Here is a 22,365-nt window from a genome sequence, read left to right on the forward strand (position 1 = left end):
ACCCTTCGTCGCTAATTGGCGAGGGCGGGGAGCCTCCGGTTTCTGTGGGTGGGGCCTGTGGCACCTGGTCGTCCTGGTCGTCGGACCAGGCCGGAGCTCATCGTCGGACCGGTCGACCCTGTGGTCGGACCAGCCGGACGGGCTAGGCCCTGTCGTCGGACTGGGACCAGCCGGACCAGCTGCGCTCAGGCCGGCACGACCCGCCTGCGCTCAGGCCGGCACGACCGTCGGCTTGTGCTCAGACCAGTCGCACCGGTTTGTCGGAGCGCACTCCCACCTCGGCGAGCCAGGACAGCAGCGGGTCCGGATCGCCGTCCTCGACGAGGCTGAGGACCGGGGCCGCGAGGTCCGCCCGGCGCTGGCCGCCGACGAGCAGGGCGGGGCCGTCCAGCCAGTCGAGGCCGGGGGCCGCGCCCGCCGTGTCCACGGCCGCGCAGCAGACCATGGCAGCGACGTGGTCGGCGAGCAACTCGGTGCCCGTACGCGGCGGCTGGAGCGGGAAGAGGGGCAGCGGTCCCGGCCCCCAGAGGTCGAGGGGGTCGTCGGCCGCGCCGGACCCCATACCGCCGTGACCGGGACCGCCGGGTTCGGGGCCGCTGTGCCCCGGCCGGCCGTGCCCCGGGGCCTCGGCAGCCTCACGGGCGACCGCCGCGCCGATACCCGCCGCGAGCTCCTCGCCCGGACCGCCGGGTCCCCCGGAACCGGACAGATGCTCCATGACCCTGGCCAGCGTGGGGACGGCCGGGTCGGCGGCGGAGGCCCGGGGGACACCCAAGGTGTCCAGGACCCGGTGCAGCCGGGCCGCTTCCGTACGCCATTTGCGGTCGACGACCTCGTCGGGATACTGGTGCCAGTCCACCGGCGCCCAGCCCGGACCGCTCTCGGCGGGGCCGCCGTGAAAGAGCCGGGCGGCGAGCAGGGACGCCGCCTCGTCGGCCACCCCGGGCTCCTCCAGCAGATCGCACGCGGGCCGCTCGCCGAGGCGCAGGGCGAAGCCGTCGGCCAGCCGGTCCCGGCGGGACAGCTCGGTGAGCGCGGAGACGACTCCGGCGTCCAGCCGGGAGGGCCAGCGGCCCATCCGCCAGGCGGGCAGCGCCACCCGGGTCAGCAGCCGGTCCCAGCCGGCATAGGCGAGGCCGACCTGTTCCTGGGCGGCGATCCGCAGCCCGTGGTCGACCGTCTGGGCCCGCATGGACGCGGCGGCCGCCACACAGCGCTCCATCTCGGCGGCATGGTCCCGGCAGGCCCGCAGCAGCAGCCGGGAGACCCAGCCGGTGAAGGCGAGCGGCGCCCCCCGCACCGCACCCCGGCCAGGGGCGGCGGCATCGGCGATCGAGGCGTCCAGACCGCGTACGAAGCGGCGGGCGGCGGCTATGTCGGGGTGCGCGGACGGGCCGGTGCCCGCCACCACGGGGGCGAGGACCGCCCGCAGCTCGGCGACCCGCATCCACCACAGGAACGGCGAGCCGATGACCAGGACGGGGGCGGCGACCCCGGCCTCCGCCGCGACCCCCGCGCCCCTCCGGAGCGCCCGGTGCGTCCGGTCCTCCAGCCAGCTGTCGCAGTCCGGGGTCAGCGCTATGGCCGAGGGCGCGGGCACGTCGAGCCGGGCCGCCAGGTCCCGGACCAGGCGGTAGAGGTCGGGAGCCCCTTCCTCCGGCACGGAGACGGTCGGACTCATGGCGGGCCGCGCGCGGGCCACCGAGACGGCGACCAGGACCGTCACCAGCAGCACGGCGACCGCGACGCCGAGGACCGCCCAGCGCACGGCGTCCCAGGACGGACCGGCCAGGCGTCCCTGCGCGCCCGCCGCGAACAGCACGACGGCGACGGCCGCGGGCAGGATCGCCACGGCCAGTGCCCTGCCGCGGATCCGCAGCAGGGAGAGCGCTCGGGCCTGTGCGGCCCGCGCCCCCAGCTCCTCACCCACATCGATACCGGACACGGCCGGACGTCACCCCCTCTGCCACGCGACGGTGTTGCTCACTCCCCCACTGTGGCACCCGCCACCGACATCGCAATGCCGGTGGGCCAAGTGCCCGAACGCTTGCGCCGCACCCTAGTTGGGGCCCCGGCAGCCGTCATCCGGATGGCCCAGCCGTCACCCGATGGAATGGCTTTGGGTAAAGCTGCTGACGTGTTCGCGTCCATGAGCAAGCGGCCTGGCCGACCGCTCGCCGCCGCGCCCGGACATGGGGCAGCCCCTCGCGCCTTCCGCGTACGCCGGTGGCGTACGGGGGCGGGCGGAGGGGCCACGGTGCGCGAGGAGCCGGTGACCGGGCAGGTCAGCCCCGGGAGGCCTTCAGGGCGATGTCCGTACGGTGCTGGGAGCCGTCCAGGCGGATCCGGCCGAGCGCGGCGTAGGCACGCTCCCGGGCGGCCGTGAGGTCCTTGCCGGTCGCGGTCACCGAGAGGACCCGGCCGCCCGCGCTGAGCACCGCGCCGCCCTCGGCGCGGGTCCCGGCGTGCAGGACGTACGCGTCGGGGGCATCCTGCGCCGCGACGTCCGCGAGCCCGTCGATCGGATCGCCGGTGCGCGGGGTGTCCGGGTAGTTGTGCGAGGCGATGACCACGGTGACCGCGGCGTCGTCGCGCCAGTTCAGCGGCGGGAGGACGTCGAGCGTGCCGTTGGCGGAGGCGAGCAGGACACCGGCGAGCGGGGTCTTCAGGCGGGCCAGCACGACCTGGGTCTCCGGGTCGCCGAAGCGGGCGTTGAACTCGATGACCCGCACGCCGCGCGAGGTGATCGCGAGGCCCGCGTAGAGCAGCCCGGAGAAGGGCGTGCCGCGTCGGCGCAGCTCGTCGACGGTCGGCTGGAGCACGGACTGGAGAACCTCGTCGACCAGCTTGGGGTCCGCCCACGGGAGCGGGGAGTAGGCGCCCATGCCGCCGGTGTTCGGGCCCTCGTCGCCGTCGAGGGCGCGCTTGAAGTCCTGGGCGGGCTGGAGCGGCAGCACGGTGGTGCCGTCGGTGATCGCGAAGAGGCTGACCTCGGGGCCGTCGAGGAACTCCTCGATGACCACGCGGTCGCAGGAGAGCGCGTGGGCGCGGGCGGCGGCCAGGTCGTCGGTGACGACGACGCCCTTGCCGGCCGCGAGGCCGTCGTCCTTGACGACGTACGGCGCGCCGAAGGCGTCGAGGGCCTCGTCGATCTCCGCGGGGGTGGTGCAGACGTAGCTGCGGGCGGTGGGAACGCCTGCCCCGGCCATGACGTCCTTGGCGAACGCCTTGGAGCCTTCCAGCTGCGCGGCTTCGGCGGAGGGGCCGAAGCAGGGGATGCCGGCCGCGCGCACGGCGTCGGCGACCCCGGCGACGAGCGGCGCCTCCGGGCCGACGACCACCAGCCCGGCGCCCAGCTCGGTCGCGAGGCGCGCGACGGCGTCACCGTCGAGCGCGTCCACCGGGTGCAGTTCGGCCACCTCTGCGATGCCGGCGTTGCCGGGGGCGCAGTACAGAGCGGTGACATCGGGGTCGAGGGACAGAGAGCGGCACAGGGCGTGTTCGCGGGCGCCGCCGCCGATGACGAGGACCTTCACGGGTGCAGCCTAGCCGCCGGGCGCGGGGAGCTCGGACGGCCACCAGTCCGTGGACGGGCGGCCTCCCGTTCTCGCCGCCACCGCGCCGACGCGGCAACGCGTCCGGCGCGGCAGAGCGCCCTGCGCGTCACCGGGTTACTGCTCTGCCACCGCTCGCCGCTGCCCGCTACCGACGGTCACTGTTCGTTACCATTCGCCACTGCTCGTCACTGCTCGTTGGTGAACTCCTCGACGACCGTGGCGCCCAGCTCGCGGACGATCAGCTCGTGACCGGAGAGGGCGGAGTCGACGAGATCCGGATCGTCGGCCTCCGGGGTGTCGTCCTCGGGGGCGACGTTACGCGGCGGCTCCGACCCGTAGGAGCTGTGGGAGGGCTCGGGAGCGGGCGCGGCCTCCCGGCCCTGCGGCGGCGCGGAGGACGGCGGCTGCTGCTGGGGCGGCGGCGCGTGCTGCCCCTGTGGCGAGGGCGGGGGCTGCTGCGGGGCGGAGTGCTGGGGCCGGGGTTCGTACGCGACCGGGGCGGCGGGGGCTGCCGGGGCGGGCTGGTACTGCGGGGCGGGACGTCCGGCGCCCGCACCGGGACCCGGGGGCGCCCCGCCGCCACCGGAGGTGTCGATGACCGCTTCGATGCGCCACTGGGCGTTGAACCGTTCGACGAGGGCCTGCTTGAGGATCTCCTCGCTGCCGCTGCTCGCGAAGTTGTCCCGGGCTCCCGCGTTGAGGAAGCCGATCCTGAGCGTCGTCCCGTCGAACCCGGCGACCTGGGCGTTCTGACTGAGCAGGATCCAGGTGAAGCGTCGGCGGCTCTTGACCGCCTCCAGGATGTCCGGCCACATGTTCCGGACCTGGGCGGCGCCCTGGGCCATGCTCTGACCGCCCTCGGGCGCAACCGGAGCGGCGGGGGCGGCCGGGGCGGCGGCGGGCGGCGGGGAGGCGGCGGGGGCCGGACCGCTGCCGGGGGCGGACGCGGTGGGCCAGCCGCCGGGACGACGGGCCTGGTCCCCGTCGGCCGCTGCGGGCCAGGAACCGGGCCGCTGGGCGGGCTCGGCGGCCTGCGGACCGGCCGGATAGCCCTCGGCGGGAGCCTGCGGGGCGGGCTGGGCGGCGGGCGGTGCGTAGGCGGGGGCGGCGGGGGCGGGCGGCGCCTCGCCCCGTACGGCTGCACGCGCCGCGCCCGGGCCCGCGGCCTGCGGGGCGTGGGCGTGGGGGGTCTGGGCCTGGGGGGCGTGGGCGTCGGGGCCCGGTACGTACCCCATCGGCGCTACGGCGGCGGGCGGCGCGGCGAACCCGGCGGCAGCGGCGGCCGAGGCCCCGCGCTCCAGCCGGTCGAGGCGGGCCTGCAGCGACCGCTCGTCGTCATAGGCGGCGGGCAGCAGGACGCGGGCGCAGATCAGCTCGACCTGGAGGCGCGGCGAGGTGGCCCCGCGCATCTCCGTTAGCCCGTCGTTGACCAGGTCGGCGGCGCGGCTCAGCTCGGCGGCGCCGAAGACGGAGGCCTGGGCCTGCATGCGCTCGACGACATCTGCGGGGGCGTCGATGAGTCCCTTCTCGCCGGCGTCGGGCACGGCGGCGAGGATCACGAGATCACGCAGCCGCTCCAGGAGGTCCGCCACGAACCGACGAGGATCGTTGCCGCCCTCGATGACCCGGTCGACGACCTCGAAGGCGGCGGCACCGTCGCCGGCGGCGAAGGCGTCGACGATCGAGTCGAGCAGGGAGCCGTCGGTGTACCCGAGGAGCGAGGTGGCCATGGCATACGTCACACCGTCGTCGCCAGCACCGGCCAGCAGCTGGTCCATGACGGACATCGAGTCACGCACGGACCCGGCCCCGGCGCGCACGACGAGCGGGAGGACGCCGTCCTCGACGGGGCTGTTCTCCCGCCCGCAGACATCGGCGAGATAGCTGCGGAGGGTCCCCGGGGGCACCAGCCGGAACGGATAGTGGTGCGTACGCGACCGGATCGTCCCGATGACCTTCTCGGGCTCGGTCGTCGCGAAGATGAACTTGAGGTGCTCCGGCGGCTCCTCGACCACCTTCAGCAGGGCGTTGAAGCCCGCCGGGGTGACCATGTGCGCCTCGTCGATGATGTAGATCTTGTAACGACTGGAGGCGGGCCCGAAGAACGCCTTCTCGCGCAGATCACGGGCGTCGTCCACGCCACCGTGCGAGGCGGCGTCGATCTCGATCACATCGATGGAACCCGGCCCGTTGCGCGCGAGGTCCTGGCAGGACTGGCACTCCCCGCACGGGGTCGGCGTGGGCCCCTGCTCGCAGTTCAGGCAGCGGGCGAGGATGCGCGCGCTGGTCGTCTTCCCACAGCCGCGCGGCCCGCTGAACAGGTACGCGTGATTGACCCGGTTGTTCCGCAGGGCCTGCTGGAGCGGGTCAGTGACATGCTCCTGACCGATGACCTCGGCGAACGACTCGGGGCGGTAGCGGCGGTACAGCGCAAGGGACGACACACCTACGAGGTTATCGGGGCCGACTGACAACCGGCCCCACGCCGCCCGATCCCCTCACCGCCAGCCCACGGCACAGCACCCACCCAGCGCGGCCCGGCCCGGCCGGGGCCCCCCGACTCCCCGCGACAACGCCCCCGAAACGCAAAGGGCCCCCCACGCACCCGCCAGAGCCGACCTACCCTTGCTGCCTTCCGGCCCTGGGGGAGTTCAGTCAGATAGCGCCACGTGAGGGGCTGACGCCCACCTTAGCGGATCCCCACCCCCTCCGGTCCACCCACCCGCCCCGCCGAACGGCAGCCGAACCTCCCCTCAGCCCCTCTCCGGACGATCTTCGGCGAACGTGTTCGCGAGCACCCTCCAACGTCTTGTATTGTTTGCGGCGGAGGATTCGCCTAGTGGCCTAGGGCGCACGCTTGGAAAGCGTGTTGGGGGCAACCCCTCACGAGTTCGAATCTCGTATCCTCCGCCATTGCTCTCACCGGGCAATACGTCGAAGGCCCCCGCAGCTCGCTGCGGGGGCCTTCGACGTTGGTGGCCTCGGTTCCTGGTCTCGGCCGCGCGGGCCGCCCTCACGGGGCTTCCGACTCCGGACCCGTTCGGCGCCGGATCCCCCTGCGGCCCGGGCGCCGAGGAGATCGGCGCCGGATGCGGGGAGAACCTGGCATACAGCGATGTCCGCGTACGCACCCTCAGCAAGCTCGTGCTCGGCCCGACCCACCTGTGTGCCTCGTGCCACCTGCGCGACGACGAACGGGGCTTTGCCCTCGCCCGCATCCACCGCGTCATGCCCGGGCGGCGCGTTCCGCATCGTGGCCCAGTGTTCGCCCGCCACTGGGGGCGAACCCACGACCAAGCTCTGCGGCGAACCGCCACTACGATCGTCGACCATGAACTGGGTCGAGCGTGCCGCGCAGTTGAGGCAATGGACGAGGAGCGGGACCCGGGCTCCGCACAAGCCGTTGCTGTTCCTGTACGCGCTCAGCCGATTCCAGCAGGACGCCGATGGCGAGCTGCGGTACAGCGTCGTGGAGAAGGACCTACAGGGACTGCTCGCCGAATACGGCCCCGGTAGCCGGACGACTCCCGCCTACCCCTTCCATCACCTGGTGAATGACGGCGTTTGGGAGGTGCGCACCGAGCGCGGTCCGGGCAGCCCCGGGGTTGGGATCAGGGAACTGCGCGCAAGCGGCGCCGCCGGGCGGCTGGCGCCGGAGCTACGGGAGGCTCTGCGGCGGGATCCACCCCTTCTCCACCGGATGACACGGGTGCTGCTCGATCTGAACTTCCCGTCCTCCCTCCACGGCGAGCTGTGCGAAGCCGTCGGTCTGGAGCTGGAGGAGGTGGAGACCGGACCGCTCTCGGCCACGCGCAGGCAGCGGGGCCGGCGGATGCGGGAGATGGTCCTGACGGCGTACGAGTATCGGTGCGCCTTCTGCGGGTACGACGGCAGGATCGGCGCGGTGCCGGTGGGGCTTGAGGCCGCCCATGTGCGCTGGTGGGCCTTCGGCGGGCCGGACGACGTCGAGAACGGGCTGTGCCTGTGCTCGCTGCACCACAAGCTGTTCGACAAAGGCGTACTCGGCCTCGGCGAGGGCCACCGCATCCTGGTCTCGCAGAGTTTCGTCGGCCGCAGCACCGCCGCCCGCGAGCACGTCATCACGCTCGCCGGCCGACCGCTCATCGGGCCCCAGCCGGGCGTTCACCCCATCGCCGCCGCCCACCGTTCCTGGCACACCAGCCAGGTCTTCCATGGCAGCCCGCGTCCCGCCACGACCGCTGATCTGAGGGCGTAGGGCTGCTGCGGTAAGGGGCTCGATGGCGCCCTCGGCGACCTCGCGTTCCCAGGTGTCGAGCATCTCTTCCAGCAGCGCGGCGCGGTTGCGGAAGTAGCCGTAGAAGCCGCCCGTGGTGACACCGGGCGCCTGGGCGAGGACCTCGTTCCGGACAGCGTCATGGCCGCCGCCGGCGAGCGTGCGAAGCCCTTCCTCGGTCGCCCTGTCGCGTGGCGTGCGGACCGCGCCCCTGCCATGTCCCTGGTCACATCATCCCGACCGATATACGGGGCCGTACAGATGGTCTATGCTCGTTCTATACGCCGCCGTATGGAAGGGAATCGCCATGAGTGACCTGCGCCTTCCCCCGAGCGACCACACCTCCCGCCTCTGGCGGATTCACGAGATCGCCGGCGATTTCCGGCTGGAGGACGTATGGGTGCTGCCGACGCCGGGTGGCCCGGACGACCTGCGCCATCTGGTCGACCAGATGGCGGACGACAAGGGCGGTCCGGACGGCGGCAACCGCGTGGGCCGCTTCCTCTTCGCGGTGCGGTGGAGACTCGGCGCGCTCCTCGGGTGGGACAAGCCGGACGCGGGCGTCGGCGGCCGGGTGGCGTCGCTGCGCGACCGGCTGCCCGACGACCTGCGCGAGGGGCCGCGCGGCCCCGACCTCAGTACGGCGCCTTTCACCTCGGTCTTCCAGGCGCACGACGAGTGGGCCGCCGAGTGCGCCAACAAGACCATGCACGGAGTGCTGCACATCGGCTGGGTCCCCGATGGAAACGGCGGCTTTCGCGGCCAGTTGGCCGTCCTGGTGAAGCCCAACGGCCGACTCGGCTCCCTGTACATGGCGGGTATCAAACCCTTCCGGTACCTGGGGGTCTATCCGGCCCTGATGCGGTCGATCGGCCGGGAGTGGCAGGAGAACGCGGAGCATCGGGCGGCGGACTGAGGCGTTGCCGCCCCCTCGACCTCGACGGCTTCGGCGAGGTGCCGCCTCCTCGCCGAAGCCGTCGGGGGCGAGGGGGCGCGCCTCGCCGGGTCTGTCCGCGCCGACCTGAGAGGCCGGCCCTTCGCAGACCCGAGCCCGGGCCCGGCGTGGTCAGCGCGTGACGACCGGCCGGAAGGCGTCCCGTATGCCGGACTTGGTGGTGGAGACGAACTGGTCGCCCGGCCCGTAGTTGTACGTGCCGTAGTACTCGTAGCGCAGCACGGCCGGGCAGCTCTTCCCGCCGATCTGCACCGAGCTCGGATCGACGCGCTTGCCGGTGCGCAGCTCGTAGACCTGCAGCGGGACCTTGACCTTGTGAAAGGTGACGCGGTGGGGGAAGTGCTTGAACCTGTTGTTCTCGTAGGAACAGGACTCGACGGCGGCGCCGTTCTCCGCCGTGTCCGCGCAGACCACGAGCGCCGCCTTGACGGGGTCATCGGTGCGCCAGTCGGCGGGGAGCTTGCCGGTGTAATCGTTGTCGCCGAGGAACAACGCGCGGTTGGTCCCCTTGCGGTACGGCGGGGCGGCGCTGTACTTGGCGGGTTTGTCGCAGTAGCCGGATCCCGCGCTGTAGGTGGCCCCGATGAGAGCGCGCACCTCGTCGAGTTCGATGGCCAGGGCGGCCTTCTTCACGCCGCTGCGCGCCTTGCCGGCGAGCGGCTCGTCCGGGTACGCGTCGAGGAGTCGCTGGTAGTGCGCGCGGGCCTGCTTCCATTCTTTTTCGCCCATCAGGGCGTCGCCGCATCCGGCCAGTGCGGCGGGTTCCGTACGCGTCGCGGCGTCGGCCGCCCGGTCCAGGACGTCGCGGGTGGGCTCGCGGTCGCGGAGCCAGCCGGCCGTCTCGGCGGTGTCACAGGCGCCCTCGGCGGGCAGGGTGTCGAGGAAGGTGTCCAGGGTCGTCCGGACGGTCCTCTCGTGGCCGGGCTCCTTCAGGACGCGGGCGAGAACGCCGAAGCCCCGCTCCAACTCCTCGGTGTCCCCTGTCTGCCCGGCGTCGTACAGCGTGGACGCGGCGCGCTCCAGCCGTCGGCAGGTCTCCACCACCGCGTCGCCGGGCTCGACCAGCGTCGCTCCCACCACGCGGTGTCCGGACCGCACCTCGCTCTGCGCGGCGACGGCCTCCTCGCAGTCACCGGCCTCACGGGCCTCGTCCACCCGGCTCTCGATCCCGTGTGCGCCTACGCGCAGCAGCACGGCGGTCAGCACGACCGCGACCGTGACCACGAGGGCGCCGTAGCGCCGCACCCGCCGCACGACGTGCTCACGTCGGCGGGTCAGGAACCAGCCGTGGGCGACGCCGGCCGCCCACCACAGGAGCAGCAGAACCTCGCACCAGGTCGCGGCAGTCGAGGCGGCGAGGGTGAGAAGCATGGCGGTGCCGAGTACGGCGACCGAGGCCAGCCGCCGGTGGCCCAGCAGCAGATACCCGATGCCGAGCAGGGAGGCATTGCCGATCGCGGCCGCCACGGCGTCGCACGGCGCCGGGGTCGCTGAGGCCTCGGGGGCTCCGGGGGCCTCGGGTGGCCAGGGCGGCACCGGTGACTCCAGCGACCCCGGTTGCCCGGGTGACCACGGTTGCCCCAGTGACCCAGGTGACCCAGGTGACCCCGGTGGCCCCGGTGGCCCCGGTGGCCCCGGTTGCCCCGGTGACCCTGGTGACCCTGGTGACTCCGGTGACCCCGGTGGCTCCGGTGACCCCGGTGGCCCCGGTTGCCCCGGTGACCCTGGTGACCCTGGTGACTCCGGTGACCCCGGTGACCCCGGTGACCCCGGTGACCCAGGTGACCCCGGTGGCTCCGGTGGCTCTGGTGACTCCGGTGACCCCGGTGACCCCGGTGACTCCGGTGACTCCGGTGACTCATCGGGCCGCCGGTACGGGTCGTGTTCGTCCATCGAGTGGTTCATGCGTCGTCACCCCCGAGGTGAAGTGCGTGCCGGGCGGCGTACGGAGAACCAGCGGTGCGCGGTGCCTCCGAGCAGCACCCACAGGGCTGCCGCGTCGACGCCGAAGACCAGCAGCACCGGGAGACTGGGCGCTCCGGAGAGCAGCGAGCCGAGGAAGCCGATGAGCGTCGAGCACCCCACCAGGGCCAGGCAGGCGGCCAGCACCGCGCGGGTCCACGGTCGGCGCCTGCCGGCCAGGGCGACGCAGGCGGTCTGAAGCGCCGCCAGTCCCCAGCAGAACAGCGCCACGAACCAGGCCATGCCCATCGGCAGAATCAGGTCCTGCCCGTGCTCCTGCTTGCTGTAGTTCTCGTCCAGGACCACCCAGCCGCCCAGGGCGGTGCCCACCGCGTGCACGGCGACGACCACGAACACGAAGACGAGGGCCCCGGAGACGCGCGCCGCCTCCTCGGGCGGACCAGTCGGACCAGGCGGGCCAGTCGGGCCAGGCGGGTCGAACCGGCCGGGCGGACCAGTCGGGCCAGGCGGGTCGAACCGGCCAGGTGGGACAGGCGGACCAGTCGGGCCAGACGGGTCGGACGGGCCAGACGGGTCTCGCTGGGGGGAGAAGTTCTGCATGGGGTCACCTCACGCTTTCGTGTTCGGCGGGTCGCTGCCCCGGGGCCGGTCGGCTTCGTGGACCGCTCCCGTCGCGGTGTCGGCCCTTGTCGCGGTGGCCGGGCGGGCCGGCGCTCGTGGTTCGCCGCACGCGGCACCGCGAGGGCCGCTGTCCCCGCCCCCGGGGCCCGGCACTGGGCGCGAGGCCACCCGTACATGAGTCTTCTTCCGCACCGAGTCTCCTTCCGCCTGTCGCGGGAGTGGGGGGCCCGGGCCCTCCCCCGTTCTCCAGGGCCCGGACCGCGTGGCGGGGCGGCCCCGGCCGCCCTTCTCGGCAATTCCAGCGCCGTACGCCGTTGTTCAGCAGCCCCCGCCCCGGCCCCGAACAACCCGGCGGCACGGACCGTCCTCGGCCCCGGCGTGAAGATCGGGTGAACACCCGTGCCCCGCCTGCGGATACCCAGCGGTACGGCTGCGGCCGGGCCCCCCGGCTGCCTACCCTGAGCGCCCGAGCAGACGCACCGGGTGAAGTCCTGGTGGAGACCGGCGTACCGAGGGCGGGGCGGGCACATGTCGGGACACCAAGGGCCGGGGCGCGCCGAGGGCGAGCTGGATCCGGAGGCAGGCCCGGTGCCGCGGTTCGCCGCCGGCCTGCGGGCGCTGCGCGAGGCGGCGGGGAAGCCCACGTACCGGGCGATGGCCCAAGGGGCGCGGTACGGAGTGACCACCCTGTCCCAGGCCGCGGCCGGAAGGCAGTTGCCCACCCGGGCGGTGGCGCTCGCCTATGTGGAGGCGTGCGGCGGTGACGTGGTCGAGTGGGAGCGGCGCTGGCGCGAGGCTTCGGCAGAGCTGGCCGCGGAGGCGTCCGGTGGCGAGACCTCTCGGCCGCCGTACCGCGGCCTGACCCGGTACGAACCGGGTGACGCCGCACTCTTCTTCGGCCGCGACCGGCTCGTGGAGCGGCTGTCCGCACTGAATCGCGAGCGGCGCCTCACCGCCGTCTTCGGCCCCTCCGGCAGCGGCAAGTCCTCGCTGTTGCGCGCCGGTCTGATCCCGCGACTGCGCACCCCGCCCGAGGGTACGGGCAGTGGGGGTGACGGGACCGCTCCGGCGGCCGTGCGCATCCTCACGCCCGGCCCCGCCCCGCTGCGCACGCACGCCGACCGGCTCGTACCCGTGCCCGACACCGATGCCGGCACCTGGCTGATCGTCGACCAGTTCGAGGAGCTGTACACACTCGGCGCCGACCCGGCCGACCGGGACGCCTTCATCGACCACCTCATCACCGCCACCGAGGCCGGCAGTCGGCTGCGCGTCGTCATCGCGGTGCGGGCCGACTTTCTCGGCCGCTGCGCCGAACACCCGGGCCTCACCGCCGCGTTGCAGGGAGCCACGCTGCTCGTCGGGCCGATGGGCCGCGCGGAGCTGCGGGAGACCATCGTGCGCCCGGCCGCCGCGGAGGGCCTGATCGTCGAACGCTCCCTGACCGACCGCCTGCTGGACGAGGTCGAGGGCGCCCCGGGTGGTCTGCCGATGATGTCGCACGCCCTGCTGGAGACCTGGCGCCACCGCAGCGGCCGGGTCCTGACGGAGGCCGCGTACGAGGCGGCCGGCGGACTGCGCGGCGCCGTCGTCCGCACGGCCGAGCAGGTGTTCGGCGAACTCACGCCGTCGCAGGCCGAGGTGGCCCGCCATGTGCTGCTCCGGCTCGTCGCGCCCGGCGACGGGACTGCGGACACGCGCCGCCCCACCGAGCACACGGAGCTCGACTTCGGCAGCCCCGCCGACACCCGGGTGGTGCTGGAACGCCTGGTCCGCGCACGGCTCATCACCTTCGACGACGGCACGGTCGACCTCGCCCACGAGGCGCTCATCACCGCCTGGCCCCGGTTGCGCGCCTGGATAGACGCCGAACGCGACCGGCTGCGCGTCCACCGCGCGCTCTCCGAGGCGGCACGCACCTGGCAGGCGCTCGGCCGGGAGAGTGCCGCGCTGTACGCGGGCTCCCGCCTGGACGCCGCTCGCGACGCGTTCCCGCAGGACGCCGCCCGGCCCGGCGGCGCCACGGCGAGAGGCCGGCGGGCCGGGGAGCGCCGGAGAGCCCGGGGGAGCCGGGGCGACGGGGAGAGCCGGCGCGACGGGGAGAGCCGGCGCGACGGGGAGAGTCGGCGCGGCGTCGAACTCACCGGGTCGGAACGGGAGTTCCTCGCGGCCTCGCTCCGTCGCCAGCACCGCACCGCGCGGCTGCGGCGTACGGTCGTGGCCCTGCTCGCCGCGCTCGGGCTGCTCGCCACCGGCACCGCCGTCGTCGCCCTCCAGGCGCGCGCCACCGCGCAGACCGAGCGGGACGACGCCGTCTTCGGCCGCCTCACCACCGAAGCCGACAGCCTCCGCGAGATCAGCGCCGGGCTGGCCGGCCGCCTCGACGTCGCCGCGCACGGCATACGCTCCACGCCCGACACCCGGACCCGGCTGGCCTCGGACGCGGGCCGGACGCTGGCCACCCGGCTGCCCGGTCACGCCGGTCTCGCCAGCTCCGTGGCGTACGCGCCCGACGGCCGCACCCTCGCCAGCGGCGGCCACGACGGCACGGTGCGGCTGTGGGACACCGCCGCGCGGCCCGGGCCGGCGGGCCCGGCCGGGGGCCCGGGGAAGCCGTTGGGGAAACCGCTGCGACTCCGTACGGGCCCGGTCGGCGCGGTCGCCTTCGCTCCGTCACGCGGAGACCTGCTGGTGGCCACCGGCAAGGGCGGCGGCGTGCAGCTGTGGGACGTACACGACCGGGAGCGACCCCGTTCCGTCGGCCGGCCGCTGGTGAGCCATGACGGGAAGAACGTCGTCTCGGTCGCGTTCGCCCCCGACGGCCGGACCCTGGCCACCGCCGGAGACGACGGGACCGTACGGCTGTGGGACCTGAGCGTCCCGGACCGGCTCAGGCCGCTCGGCGCGCCCGTCGAGGCCGACGGGTCCGAGGACGGCAGTGTCCGCGCCGTCGCGTTCGCCCCGGACGGGGGCACCCTGGCCACGGCGGGCTTCGACGGTTCCGTACGGATGTGGCGGTTCGACCGGGACGACGGGATCGAGCCGCTCGGTGCGCCGCTGCGCCAACACACCGCTTCCGTCTGGACGGTGGCCTTCTCCCCGGACGGTCGGACGCTGGCCACGGCCGGCTTCGACGACACCGTACGGCTGTGGGACGTGACCGAGCCGGGGCGCCCGCGACCGCTGGGCGATCCGCTCACCGAGCACACCGCGCCCGTTCTGTCGGTGGCTTTCAGCTCCGACGGCCGCACCCTGGTGAGCGCGGGCGAGGACGACGCGCCGATCCTGTGGAACGTGGCCAACCCCGCATATCCGCAGCAGCTCGGGGAGCCCCTGGCCGGCCACGCGGGAGCCGTGTGGGAGGTGGCTTTCAGCCCCGACGGCCGTACCCTCGCCAGCGCCGGCGCCGACCGCGGCGTCCGCCTCTGGCACCGGCCGCCGACCGTCCTCTCGGACTTCACCAACCCGGTGTCCGGCATCGCCCACAGCCCCGACGGCCGGCTGCTCGCCGCCGCCAGCACCGACGACGCGCTGATCCGCCTGTGGAACGTCGAGGAGCCCGGCCGCCCGCGCCGGATCCCGCGGATGCTCACCGGCCACGAGGACCGGGTGCTGAGTGTCGCGTTCGCCCCGGGCAGCCGTACGGTGGCCGGCGGCGCGCTGGACGGCTCCGTACGGTTGTGGGACGTCTCCGCGCCCGAACGCTCCGTACCGCTGGGCGGACCGCTGAAGGCGCACGACGGCGGCGTCAACACCGTCGCGTTCGCCCGGAACGGCCGCACGTTGGCCACCGGCGGCGAGGACGGCACGGTGCGGCTGTGGGACGTACGCCGGCCAGGCCGGCCACGGCCGCTCGGCGCACCGCTGCGCGGCCACGGGGACGCCGTCCGCTCCCTCGCCTTCACCCCGGACGGGAGGACGCTGGCCACCGGCGGCGAGGACGGCACGGTACGGCTGTGGCACGTGAGCGACCCGGCAGCTGCCCGGGCCGCCGGCGAGGCGCTCGCCGGGGACGACGAGTCGGTCAACGCGGTCGCCTTCTCCCCGGACGGGAGGACGCTGGCCACCGGCGGCGAGGACCGCGCGGTACGGCTGTGGGACGTACGCCGCCCGGACCGTGCCCGGCGGATCGGCGAGGAGTTGGGCGGGCACCGCGGGCCGGTCAGGGCGGTGGCCTACTCACCGGACGGGAAGACCCTCGCCACCGGCGGCAGCGACCACACGGTACGGCTGTGGGACGTGGCGGAGCCGGCCCGTGCCGAGCCCGCCGGCGGGGAGCTCGCCGGACACGTCGACACCGTGACGTCCGTCGCGTTCGGCCCGGAGGGCGACACCCTCGTCTCCGCGGGCTACGACCTGACGGCCCGGGTATGGCTCCTGGACACGCGACGCGCGGCGCAGTACGTGTGCGACCACACCGGCGGAGTGCTCACGCGCGCTGAATGGGGGCAGCTCCTGCCGCGACTCGGATACCGGGCGGTGTGCGAGACCTCTTGAAGCCTGTCGGCCCGCTGCCCGACCTCGACGGCCGACCTCGACGGTTGACCTCGGCGGCCGACCTCGGCGTCCGCCCTCCCCGGGCGGGCGAGCTCGGCCGCCCCCACCGTCCGTGCGCGCCCTTGGCCCTTGGCTCTTGGCCCCATGGCTCAGGGAGTGCTGAACTTCAGGACGGCGCCCTGCTGGTTGTGCGCGACGACGACCGCCTTCAGCTCGTCGCCGAACCCGGCCTCGCCGCCCGCGCCACCCAGCTGCATCACGGTGCCCGCCGTCAGGAAGGTGACGGAATCATCGGCCACGGTGACGTGCACGCTCACCCCGTTCGCCGTGATGTGCGCCGTGGAGGTCACCAGCACCTCGCACGCTCCGTCCGAGCAGGCGTCGGTGTTCTTGCCGTCGGCTGCCGCGGGCAGCGGGCCGGTGGGGTCGGGCGCGGGCGGGCCCGACCCCTCGCCGGCCCCTCCGGTCTCCCCGGGCTCCCACCCCGCGGCGCACTGCTTCGCCCGCTCGTGCGCGGCCGCGAGCCGCGGGTCCTTCTCCGTCAGTTCCGGCAGGTCCGGCTCGGGCGGGGTCAGGGACCGTACGAGCTTGTCGACACCAGCCGCACTGCCCTCGGCGTCGTCCATCGCCGCGGCCGGGGAGACCTCGGCGAGTTCGGGCAGGACAGCCGCCAGCTTCTTCAGCCAGGCGGCGAGCAGCCGGTCGGCCGCGGGAACGCCCGACCGGCCAAGCCCCCTCAGGTCGCGGTCCACGCTCTCCACCGCGTTCGGCGTCCCGGAGAGGTAGCTCATGGCGAGCAGTTCGGCCGACGGGCCGGGGGCCTCCGGCGGATTCCGGATCTCCCGCAGGTCTGCCGCGCTGTCCTTCCGGAGGTCCTCGATCGTGGTCGTCGACTCGCACAGTCCGCCGACCCACCGCACCAGCTCCTTGGACGGCGGCCGGGCCGGCGCCGCATCGGCCGTCCCCTTCCCCGGCGCACCTGCCTCGCCCGACGCACCCGCCTTCCCCGACGCGCCTGCCTCGCCGTCCGCTCCGCCCGCGCAACCTCCGACGGCCAGCACCAGCCCCGCGGCCACCATGGCGACGCGTCCCCTCGTGAACATCCCGACGACCTCTCTCCGTGCTGTGACGCGGGCTTCGCCGGCCGGACCCCGGCGCCGCAGGACCAGTTCAGCGCGGCACGGTTTGTTCGGTCACCCGGGCCGCAGCCGTGAACAAATGCGTGGACTCCCGCCGCGCCTCGGAGCCGGCAAGAGGCGAACCGGTCCGCTGTCGGTGCCCCTGGCCGAAAAGCGAGCCGGGGCGCCGTCCGGCAGAGCCGCTGCGCAGGAGCCGTGCCGAGGCTTCCCGCCCGACTCCCCCACGGAGACCCGGGCGGTACTTTTCGGACAACTGTGGGCCGTCCGGGTGAGTGCAGACAACCTGTGGGGGCCACTCCGCTTCTCACAGGCCGGACACAGCGTCGCCACAGGGGAGTTGAGCTGGGCCCTGCTGCTCGTCCACGTTCCGTCACGCACCCGGAAGCCGGAAGTACGAGGAATGATGACCAGATTCCCGCAGGGCCGCACGAACCGTCTGACCCGCCCCTCGATCGCCGCCGCCGCGGCCGTCGCCGTGACCGCGGGCGTCGTCGCCGCCGCGCCCGGCGCCGAGACGGCGGAGCCGACGCCGAAGCTCAGCCTGATCGCCGCCTCCACCTCGGTGACGCTCGACTCCTGGAAGGAGGATCCGGGCGTCTATCTGGATCTCGGGACGTATCTCACCTCCGAGAACGGCGCCTTCGAGCTCAAGGTGACCCGGAAGTCCTACAAGGACCCGGTCGTCGCCTCGCAGGTCTTCCGGAACGGGAAGAAGACCACGACCAAGGCGCTTCCCGCAGGGCTCGTGAAGGACTTCTCCGGGCTGCCGGACTTCGCGCAGATCAAGGTCACCGACGCGGCGGGCAAGACGGTGCTCAGCCAGACCGAGGCGTTCTGCCCGAACAACGCCTCCGGGCGGGTCCGGCCCGACGCACCCGCCAACTCGAAGTATCCGCAGAGCTGTCCGGTGAACCCCTTCACCCTCGGCTCGGTGTGGGGCGTCGAGAACGGCTGGGCGTCCAACACCTACGCCGGCTACTACTCCAAGCCGGTCCAGCTGGCCGCCGGTACGTACACCGCCAAGATCAACGTGGCCAAGAAGTACCGCGACCTCTTCGGCATCGCCAACCAGACCCGCACCGTCAAGGTCACGGTGCGCGAGCGCAGTTGGGAGGAGCCGCCCCCGGTCCCCGCCGGCAGCCGCAGCGCCGCGTCCGCGCACCAGGGCCACGGGGAGAACGCCGGGCACGAAGGGCACGAAGGGCACGAAGGGCACGGGAAGGCCGCCGCGCCCTCCGCGCCCGCCGCGCCCTCCGCACACGCGCACGGCGCCCCGGCCCGCACCGAGGCCCCCGCCGCCCGGACGACCGGCGCCGGTTCCACGTTCAACGTCGGCCACGGGCCCTACCCGCCGGCCCCGGCCGCCCTGCCCTGGGCGCTGAAGAAGGAGTCGCTCCAGCGGGAGGCCTTCTCCGCGGCCCGGACCGGCGACCGTGCCGGGCAGACCGACGGGTCGCGCCAGGCGCCCGGCGCCCGCCCCAACGCGAAGCGGCCCACCGGCAAGGCGACCGTGCCCGACGTGCCCAAGCCCGACCTGCGCTCGCTGCCCGCGTACGGCATCACCGTCAGCGACGGCTACCAGGAGGTGCCCGGCAAGGACTACCTCGCCTTCAGCGCCAACGTGTGGAACGCGGGCCCGGCCAAGCTCGTCGTGGACGGCTTCCGCTCCCCGGGCAAGGAGCTGATGGACGCCTACCAGTACTTCTACGACGCCGCCGGCAAGCAGGTCGGCTACACCCCGACCGGCACCATGGAGTGGGACCCGCGCCCCGGCCACGAGCACTGGCACTTCACGGACTTCGCCAGCTACCGGCTGCTGAAGGCCGACCAGAAGGAGTCGGTGCGCAGCGGCAAGGAGGCGTTCTGCCTGGCCAACACCGACGCCGTCGACTACACGGTGAAGAACGCCAACTGGCACCCGGACAACACCGACCTGTCCACCGCGTGCGGCCAGGAGAGCTCGATCTCCGTCCGCGAGGTGCTCGACGTCGGCTCCGGTGACACCTACACCCAGGACCTGCCCGGCCAGTCCTTCGACATCACGAACCTGCCGAACGGCACGTACTACATCCAGGTCCTCGCCAACCCGGAGAACCGGCTCAAGGAGACCAACCACAACAACAACAGCGCGCTGCGCAAGGTCGTCCTCGGAGGGAAGAAGGGCGCCCGCACCGTGAAGGTCCCCGCCCACCATCTGGTGAACGCCAACTAGCACGCGCAAGCGCGGCGTCGCGGCGCTCCGTACCGTACGTTCCGCCGGCCCCGGGAGGTGTTTCCGGGGCCGGCGGCATGCCCGGGCGGGGGGGGTGTTCCCGGGGCCGGCGGCATGCCCGAGCGAAACCTGAGTTCTCGCCAACTCGCCCGTGCACCCGTAACTCCGGCACCGCCCCACCGCGGGACTGCGGCCTCATCCCCGCCGCGCCACGACTTCGCCGGTCAGGGACACGACCAGGAGCACCCACGGTGTCCGGGGCCCTACGGACGGCTTCCCTCCGCAACGCGGCTGCGGAGAGGACTGTCGCGGCGGACACCGCAGCCGACCAGGCAACGCATCGGTTACTCACGCGTAGTGCATGTGTGGCGCAATTCACTCGCCTCAAGGGGTGGTTCTGGAAACATCTACGCCAACGAGATCGGGCCATACATACCGTCGCGGGGGGAGTGGCCATGGGGCTGCTCGGCGATGAGCTGGCGTTCGGGCGGGCTCTGACCGCCCCGGAGTACGAGAGCGTCATGGCCCTGGGACACCGCAAGGAGTACACGGCCGACACCCCGCTCCTGACCGAGGGCGACCGGACCGGCCATGTGTTCATCGTGCTGCGCGGCTGGGTGACCGTCTCCCAGGTCACCGACCGCGGCACCACCCGGCTCATACTCGGGTTACGAGGGCCCGGGGAACTCCTGGGCGAAATGGCCGCGTTGGACCAGCACCCCCGCAGCGCCACCGTACGGGCCCTCGGGACCGTCGAGGCGACCGTCATCGGCGGCGACGCGTTCCGCCGGTTCCTCGCCACCCACCCCCGGGTCAGCGGACTGGTGATCCGGCAACTGACCTTCCGGCTGCGCAGCGCCGACCAGGAGCGCTCCGCCCTCGCCTCCCTGACCGTCCTCCAGCGCCTGGCGAGCCGGCTCACCGAGCTCTCCCGAACGGCTCCCACCGGCCCCTACGCGCCGTCCGCGCCCGGCCCCGGGGCCACCGGCGCCGTCGTCCACCTCGCCCAGGACGAACTCGCCGCCACCGTCGGGGCGACCCGCGAAGCCGTCGCCAAGGCGCTGAGGCTGCTGCGCACCCAGAAGATCGTGCGCACCGGTACGCGCATGGTGGAGATCCTCGACCCCGCGCTGCTCGCTCTCCTCGCGGAGGGCCATCGGGAGTAGGAACCCCCGCCGTGTGTAAACGGCTACAGACGGCCTGCGTCCCGGGCCGGAAGCTGTACGGGACGGCAAGCGCAGAGAGAGCGGGGGACACGCGGTGGAGCACGACGCGTTGGATGCCGGAGAGGCCCGTTACGAGCTGGTCATCAGCGTGGACGCCAGACGTTCCGGGCAGTACGGCGACGCGGACAAGCCGCGCATGAGGGCACGGATCTACCGGGTTCTGGAGAGCGCGTTCGCCCAGGCCGGGGTGGGCCGGGACGCCGTCCACATGGAGGACCGCGGGGACGGCGTGCTGGTGTCGGTCCCCGGCCGGATCGCGGTGACGCGGCTGCTCGGGCTGTGGATGGTGGAGGTCCACGAGAACCTGCGTGAGGAGAACCGCTCCCTGCTCGTGCCGCTCGGGCTGCGGGTGGCCATGCACGTCGGTCCCGTACGCCATGACAGCCGGGGCATCAGCGGGCGTGCGGTCGATCTGACGTGCCGGCTCGCCGACTCGTCCGTCGCCCGGCAGCTGCTCGACCGCGAGCAGGCCGATCTGGTGCTCGCCGTCTCCGACTCCCTCTACGCCGACGTGGTCTCCGCCGGGGGCAAGTTCATCGAGCCCGCGCGCTTCTCCCGGGCGCGGCTCGCCCTGAAGGAGGGGGAGGTCTCCGCCTGGTTCCACCTGCCGGGCCGCCCCGCGCCGGACATCGGGCCGAGCGCCCCGGCGGAGCCGGGCCCGACGGCATCCGGCACAACGGCATCCGGCCCGGCCGGCGCTCCGGCCGCCGCCGCTCCGGAACACGTACGGGACGACCGGGACGACGAGGAGGACGAGGGCGGGGACGGGGACGGGGACGCGTCCGCTCGGTACACCGCGCAGGGCGACCTGTCCGTGCACCAGCACAACGTCTACCAGCAGCCCGTGCACATCGGTCGCGTCACCGGCGCCGGCCCCCGGAAGGACTGAGCATGGCCGACGAAGCAGTGGCCGAGCGCCCCGCCGAGCCCGCCGCCCCGAAGGCGAAGGACGCCCGCTCCCCCGAGGCCCCGCCGCACGGTGGGGCGCGGGGGGACGACCGGGCCGGGGACGCCCCGAAAGGCGCGGACGCGCCCGGTTCCTCCGACGCCTCGGTCTCGTCCGCCTCCGCCGACGACGAGGCCGCCGAACGGGAGAAGGAGCGCGAACGCGCCGCGGACCGCTTCAAGGACCGGACCCGCGACCCGCTCGCCGAGGAGCAGGGGGAGGAGGAGCCGACCGACGCCGCCGCCGCCACGCGCGCCCGGCGGTCCGGACAGAAGCTCCTCGCCAGCGGCCGGGACCTCATCGGCTTCGACCGCTCCGACGTCGGCCAGCTCCACATCGGCGACATCAACATCGGTCTCGACGCCCGGCGTTCGGGCCTCATGACGCGCGACGGCCCGGTCCCCGAGGAGGAGTTGCTGCGGATTCGCCGGACCCATATCGAGCCGGAGGGGTACGTACGGCTGCGCCGGGCCCTGGAAGCCCGTCGGCTGCTGGTGCTCGGCGGGGCCCCCGGCACCGGCCGGGCCAGCACCGCGCTGGCGCTCCTGGAGGAGGTCACCCGCGACGGCGAGGGCGGGCAGAACAGCGAGCGGGTGCGCCGCGCCGACCCGGGCGGAGGGGTTCGCGGGCTGACCACGCAGGTGATGGGCGGGGAGGGCGGCCACCCGCGCGGCACCGGGTATCTGCTGGAGGCGTCCCTGGACCGGCCGGGCACCCTGCCGCCCGACGGGATGGACCTGGACCAGCTGGCCTCGGCGCTGGCCGAGCAGGGCTCGTACGCGGTGGTCGTGGTGAGCGTCGGCTCGGCGGCCAACCCGCTGCTGGCCGGGCGGTACGGGGCGATCTGCCCGCCCGCCCCCACCCGTGAACTGGTCGCCGTCCGGCTGCGCCAGCGGCTGGAGGAGGAACACGGCGACCCGCTACGGAACGGGGACCTGGCCGGGGACGGGCACGCCGACCGGGACGGGGACGGTGGCGGGGCCCCGAACGGGCACGCCGACCGGGGCCGGGACGGGGGCGGCGCCCGGAACGGT

12 protein-coding genes, 1 tRNA gene, 1 other RNA gene and 1 pseudogene are annotated in these 22,365 nt (G+C 74.0%); 8 read left to right on the top strand and 7 right to left on the bottom strand.

Translation table 11 applies throughout. From position 1 onward, the window contains the following. Positions 1-238: 238 nt before the first annotated feature. The 4 genes from ACH4KB_RS16150 to ffs form a co-directional block, all read right to left on the bottom strand. Entirely contained in the window at positions 239-1,945 is a 1,707-nt protein-coding gene (locus tag ACH4KB_RS16150) for a hypothetical protein (protein ID WP_398066585.1), read from the bottom strand. A gap of 340 nt (positions 1,946-2,285) precedes the next feature. Next, positions 2,286-3,536 carry a phosphoribosylamine--glycine ligase gene (gene purD, locus ACH4KB_RS16155; protein WP_398066586.1) on the bottom strand — a complete coding sequence of 417 codons (1,251 nt, stop codon included), beginning with the start codon at positions 3,534-3,536 and terminating at the stop codon, positions 2,286-2,288. Positions 3,537-3,742: 206 nt separating this feature from the next. Then, positions 3,743-6,001, bottom strand: coding sequence for a DNA polymerase III subunit gamma and tau (locus ACH4KB_RS16160; RefSeq protein ID WP_398066587.1), 2,259 nt, complete (start codon positions 5,999-6,001; stop codon positions 3,743-3,745). Between the two features lie 142 nt (positions 6,002-6,143). Continuing rightward, positions 6,144-6,238: signal recognition particle sRNA small type (gene ffs, locus ACH4KB_RS16165), an RNA gene on the bottom strand. A 144-nt stretch (positions 6,239-6,382) separates the two neighbouring features. On the opposite strand from ffs, the gene ACH4KB_RS16170 reads away from it, so the two are divergent. From ACH4KB_RS16170 to ACH4KB_RS16180, 3 genes are all read left to right on the top strand, one after another. After that, a tRNA-Ser gene (locus ACH4KB_RS16170) sits at positions 6,383-6,470 on the top strand. Positions 6,471-6,888: 418 nt separating this feature from the next. Continuing rightward, a complete protein-coding gene (locus ACH4KB_RS16175; RefSeq protein WP_398066588.1) occupies positions 6,889-7,794 on the top strand; it encodes a phosphorothioated DNA-binding restriction endonuclease in 906 nt (301 codons plus the stop codon). A gap of 325 nt (positions 7,795-8,119) precedes the next feature. Beyond that, the gene (locus ACH4KB_RS16180) at positions 8,120-8,728 is read left to right on the top strand and encodes a DUF2867 domain-containing protein (RefSeq protein ID WP_398066589.1); all 609 of its coding nucleotides are present in this window, start codon (positions 8,120-8,122) and stop codon (positions 8,726-8,728) included. 150 nt (positions 8,729-8,878) lie between these two features. On the opposite strand, the gene ACH4KB_RS16185 is transcribed toward ACH4KB_RS16180, so the two are convergent. Together ACH4KB_RS16185 and ACH4KB_RS16190 are read right to left on the bottom strand one after the other, a co-directional pair. Beyond that, on the bottom strand, positions 8,879-10,303 hold the full coding sequence (locus ACH4KB_RS16185) for a tol-pal system YbgF family protein (RefSeq protein ID WP_398066590.1): 1,425 nt from the start codon (positions 10,301-10,303) through the stop codon (positions 8,879-8,881). A gap of 375 nt (positions 10,304-10,678) precedes the next feature. Then, positions 10,679-11,086, bottom strand: a complete 408-nt coding sequence (locus ACH4KB_RS16190) for a hypothetical protein (RefSeq protein WP_398066591.1) — start codon at positions 11,084-11,086, stop codon at positions 10,679-10,681. Between the two features lie 753 nt (positions 11,087-11,839). Here ACH4KB_RS16190 and ACH4KB_RS16195 point away from each other — a divergent pair. Continuing rightward, on the top strand, positions 11,840-15,808 hold the full coding sequence (locus ACH4KB_RS16195) for a WD40 repeat domain-containing protein (RefSeq protein ID WP_398066592.1): 3,969 nt from the start codon (positions 11,840-11,842) through the stop codon (positions 15,806-15,808). 149 nt (positions 15,809-15,957) lie between these two features. Here the strand turns inward: ACH4KB_RS16195 and ACH4KB_RS16200 are convergent, their stop codons facing one another. Next, positions 15,958-16,911 carry a hypothetical protein gene (locus tag ACH4KB_RS16200; protein ID WP_398066593.1) on the bottom strand — a complete coding sequence of 318 codons (954 nt, stop codon included), beginning with the start codon at positions 16,909-16,911 and terminating at the stop codon, positions 15,958-15,960. A gap of 436 nt (positions 16,912-17,347) precedes the next feature. Between ACH4KB_RS16200 and ACH4KB_RS16205 the strand changes: the two genes are divergently transcribed. The 4 genes and pseudogenes from ACH4KB_RS16205 to ACH4KB_RS16220 form a co-directional block, all read left to right on the top strand. Next, positions 17,348-19,159, top strand: coding sequence for a lysyl oxidase family protein (locus ACH4KB_RS16205; RefSeq protein ID WP_398066594.1), 1,812 nt, complete (start codon positions 17,348-17,350; stop codon positions 19,157-19,159). Positions 19,160-19,614: 455 nt separating this feature from the next. Beyond that, positions 19,615-20,325: a Crp/Fnr family transcriptional regulator gene (locus ACH4KB_RS16210; protein ID WP_398066595.1), complete on the top strand. Its 711-nt coding sequence runs from the start codon at positions 19,615-19,617 to the stop codon at positions 20,323-20,325. 94 nt (positions 20,326-20,419) lie between these two features. Then, the gene (locus ACH4KB_RS16215) at positions 20,420-21,274 is read left to right on the top strand and encodes a hypothetical protein (protein ID WP_398066596.1); all 855 of its coding nucleotides are present in this window, start codon (positions 20,420-20,422) and stop codon (positions 21,272-21,274) included. A gap of 2 nt (positions 21,275-21,276) precedes the next feature. Continuing rightward, a pseudogene (locus tag ACH4KB_RS16220) lies at positions 21,277-22,365 on the top strand (hypothetical protein); the annotation flags it as partial.

The organism is Streptomyces sp. NPDC017520 (assembly GCF_044329855.1).
In the GTDB taxonomy this organism is placed as follows: Bacteria; Actinomycetota; Actinomycetes; order Streptomycetales; family Streptomycetaceae; genus Streptomyces.

What these genes read in the sequence shown, in the direction of transcription:
- ACH4KB_RS16175 (WP_398066588.1), top strand. Translation starts at nt 6,889, where the DNA reads ATGAACTGGGTCGAGCGTGCCGCGCAGTTGAGGCAATGGACGAGGAGC.
- ACH4KB_RS16180 (WP_398066589.1), top strand. Translation starts at nt 8,120, where the DNA reads ATGAGTGACCTGCGCCTTCCCCCGAGCGACCACACCTCCCGCCTCTGG.
- ACH4KB_RS16195 (WP_398066592.1), top strand. Translation starts at nt 11,840, where the DNA reads ATGTCGGGACACCAAGGGCCGGGGCGCGCCGAGGGCGAGCTGGATCCG.
- ACH4KB_RS16200 (WP_398066593.1), bottom strand. Translation starts at nt 16,911, where the DNA reads ATGTTCACGAGGGGACGCGTCGCCATGGTGGCCGCGGGGCTGGTGCTG.
- ACH4KB_RS16205 (WP_398066594.1), top strand. Translation starts at nt 17,348, where the DNA reads ATGATGACCAGATTCCCGCAGGGCCGCACGAACCGTCTGACCCGCCCC.
- ACH4KB_RS16210 (WP_398066595.1), top strand. Translation starts at nt 19,615, where the DNA reads ATGGGGCTGCTCGGCGATGAGCTGGCGTTCGGGCGGGCTCTGACCGCC.